Below are 3,670 nucleotides of genomic sequence, written 5' to 3' on the forward strand. Positions count from 1 at the left end.
GCGGGTTCAGCACCAGCCCGGCGCCGGCCTGCACCGCGTACGCGACGCCGAGCACGGCGAGCAGCCAGGGCAGGGTCCGGGTCGGCACGGCCGAGGACAGGAACACCCCGAGCCCGAACACGGCCACCCCGACCCACGGCGCCCACGCCCCGAGCGGCACCTCGGGCGTCGGCGGCCCCGGCAGCCCCGCGAACTCGACCCCCAGCGCGATGCCGAACGTCAGCAGCAGCAGCCGCTCCAGCCCGTAGACCAGCCGCGCGGACCCGGACAGCATCGACCCGGACGCGAGCTCGATGGTCGCCATCGTCAGCGCGGCACCGGGCAGCAGCGTCACCAGGGTCGGGATCACGATGTCCAGCGGCGCGGAGCCGAGCACGGGCTCGGACAGCCGGAACACCAGCCAGGTGACGACGCCCGCGGTGAGCATCGGCAGCACGACCGCGACCGCGTGCGACCGCTCGCCCCACAGGCTCAGGACGCCGACCAGGAGCCCGAGCACCAGGTACGCCGGCAGCGCCGAGGCGGTCGGGTTCAGCAGCAGGCCCAGGCCGAGCACCATGACGCTGGTCCCGGCGACCCGCAACCAGGACGGCAGCCGCGGCCGGGCGGTGAGCAGCGCCTGCAGCCGGGCGACCGCCTCCGCGACGCCGAGCTTCGCGTGCCGGATGTCGTCGATCAGCCGGTACAGCGCGTCGACCTGGTCGAGCCGGAGGGCGGCGTTCGGCGCGGGCGCGAAGTCCACGCGGGTGGAGTCGCCGGCCGCGATCCGGACGAACACCCCGGTCGGCAGCACGAAGAACCGGACCCCGGACGCCGCGTACACGGCCGCGACGTCGTCGAGGATCAGCGAGACGCGGTCCGCCGCGTCGCCGGCGCGCTGCATCGCGACGCCGAGCCGGCGCAGCAGGTCGAGCACCGCCTCGGGCGGCTGCTCGGGCACCTGCGGGGCGGCGACGGGCACCGGTGCCAGCCGCCGGGCGAGGGCGGCCCTCGCCCGAGCGAGCCCTCGACGCCCCCGGTCGGCCACCTGACCAGGATGTCGACGGTCGTGCGCTGCGCGCTCACCCCCGCGGGGTGATCGGCGACGGGGGTCGGCGGTCCTACGGTCGAGCCACCGGGCGATCGGGCCGCCGCAGGGGCGCGGGCCGGCGGGCGAGGGGGTCGACGATGGGCGACGCGACGGCGGGGAGCGCCGCGGCGGGCACGACGGCGCGGGGCGCGCGCAGCGTCCTGATCGCCACCTGCCTGTCGACGCTCGTGGTCAACGCCAACACGTCCGCGGTCAGCATCCTGCTGCCGGCGATCAGCGCGGACACCGGGACGTCGGTCGACACCCTGCAGTGGGCCGTCACCGGCTACTCGCTCGTCGGGGCGGCCGTCATCATCACGGCCGGGTCGCTCGGCGACGTGTTCGGCCGCAAGCGGGTGTTCCAGCTCGGCCTGCTGCTGTTCGTGCTGTCCTGCGTGCTGATCGCGCTGTCCCAGGACGGCACCGGCGTCATCGTCGGCCGGCTGATCCAGGGCGCCGCCGGGTCGACGATCCTCGCGTGCGGGCTCAGCCTGCTGTCGGTGGCGAGCGACGGCGAGGACCAGCTGCGGTCGGTGTCGCTGTGGGGCGCGGCGGCGGCGGTCGGCGCGGCGGCGGGCCCGCTGCTCGGCGGCGTGCTCGTGGACCTGACCGGGTGGCAGGGGCTGTTCTGGATCGACGCCGGGGTCGGCGTCGTCTGCATGCTCATGACCTACTTCACCGTGGCCGAGTCGAAGGACCCAGACCGCCCGCACTCGATCGACTACCTCGGCACGGTGCTGGTCGCCCTGACCCTGGCGCCGCTGATCCTCGGCGTGAGCAAGAGCGGGGACTGGGGCTGGCTGTCCGCCGCGACGATCGGCTGCCTCGCGGTGAGCGTCGTGGCGGGCTGGCTGTTCGTGGTCGTCGAGAAGCGGGTCGCGGTGCCGCTGCTCGACCTGGCGCTGCTGCGCAACCGCGTCCTGGTCGGAGCGACGCTGGCCATCCTGATCGGCGCCGGCACGATCAACGGCCTGATGTACCTGCTCAGCCTGTACTTCCAGGACCCGGCGGCGCTCGGGTTCTCCTCGTTCCAGGCCGGCCTCGCGACGCTGCCCGCCACGGTGGGCCTGGTGGTCGTGGCCCCGATGGTGCCGCGGCTGACCAAGAAGGTCGGCGGCCGGCAGGTGATCGGCGTCGGGTTCCTGCTGACCACCGCCGGGTTCGTGATCGTCGGGTTCGTGCAGGCAGGCTGGGGCTACGGGGCGTTCCTGCTGCCGCTGCTCGCGATCGCGGTCGGCATGGGCCTGTCGAACGGCCCGTCGTCCTCCGCGGCCACCGCGGTCGTGCCCGAGGAGCAGGTCGGCGCCGCGTCCGGCGTCTCCAACATGGCCCGGTACGTCGGCGCCGCGGTGGCGACGGCGATCGCGGCCACCGTGTACGCGTCCGTGGGTGCCGACCGCACCGCCGCCGGGGCGTCGCCGTCCGACGCGCTGGCCTCCGGGCTCGCGGCGGCGGCGTGGGTCATGGCGGTGCTGAGCGCGCTCGGCATCCTGCTCGCCGTCGTCGCGATCCGGCGGCACCGCGCGGCGCAGGGCACCGTGCAGGACTCGGCCGCGGCCGCCGCGGCCGACGACGACGTGACCTGGACCGTCCGCACCGCGTCCAACGACTTCGGCTCCGACCGGACCGGCTTCACCTACGCCGTCGACCCCGGCCACGCGGTCGGCGACGCCCTCGTCGTCGCGAACCACGGCGACGAGCCGCTCGAGCTCGCCGTCTACGCGGCCGACGGCTTCACCACCGACTCCGGCCAGTTCGACGTGCTGACCGCGGGCACCGAGTCGACCGCCGTCGGCACCTGGCTGCGCACCGGCACCGACGCGATCACCGTCGAGCCCGGCGGCAGCGTCGAGGTGCCGTTCACCGTCGAGGTCCCCGAGGACGCGACGCCCGGCGACTACGCCGGCGCGGTCATCACCTCGCTGACCCAGCCCGACGACGCCGCGGGCATCTCCGTGGACCGCCGGCTCGGCATCCGGGTCGACCTGCGCGTCGGCGGCGACCTCCGGCCCTCCCTGGCCGTCGAGGACGTGCACCTCACCTACGGCGGCACCGCGAACCCCGCCGGCACCGGCGACGCGACCGTGACGTACACGCTGCACAACACCGGCAACACCGTGCTGAACGCCCAGCAGACCGTCGCCGTCACCGGCCCGTTCGGCTGGCTGCGCGTGGAGAGCGGCGACGTCCCGCCCGCCCCCGACCTGCTGCCCGGCGAGAGCTGGGACGTGACGGTGCCCGTCGACGGCGTCGTGCCGTCCGTGCGGCTCGGCGCGACCGTGTCCGCGCTGCCCGTGCTCACCGACGCCGCCGGGTCGACCTCGACGCTGAGCGTGGTCGCCGGTTCGGCGCACGCCTGGGCCGTGCCGTGGGCGGCGCTGGCGGTGCTGCTGCTCCTCGCGCTCGCGGTGGTCCTGGCCCGCCGGCTCGCGGTCCGGCGGCGCCGGGCCGGCGCCGCGCGCGAGGACGAGCGGGTGCAGGCGCGCGTCGCGGAGGCGCTGCGCGAGCGCGCCGGCGCGGGCACGGGGTCTGCCGACTGACCGTCAGCCCCTCGCCCGCGCCCGTACGCGACGCGCGTTCGGGGGCTCCAGCCGGGTTCGG

The 3,670-nt window shown here is 75.8% G+C and carries 2 protein-coding genes; one reads left to right on the forward strand and one right to left on the reverse strand.

Going from position 1 to position 3,670, the window contains the following annotated elements:
- Positions 1 to 961, reverse strand: a 961-nt coding sequence (locus G6556_RS17675; RefSeq protein WP_346774982.1) for a threonine/serine exporter family protein, incomplete at its 3' end; no start/stop codon positions are given.
- A gap of 206 nt (positions 962 to 1,167) precedes the next feature.
- On the opposite strand from G6556_RS17675, the gene G6556_RS17680 reads away from it, so the two are divergent.
- A complete protein-coding gene (locus G6556_RS17680) occupies positions 1,168 to 3,609 on the forward strand; it encodes an MFS transporter (protein ID WP_166944301.1) in 2,442 nt (813 codons plus the stop codon).
- The last annotated feature ends 61 nt before the right edge of the window (positions 3,610 to 3,670 follow it).

Source organism: Cellulomonas sp. IC4_254 (assembly GCF_011603975.1).
Classification (GTDB): domain Bacteria; phylum Actinomycetota; class Actinomycetes; order Actinomycetales; family Cellulomonadaceae; genus Cellulomonas.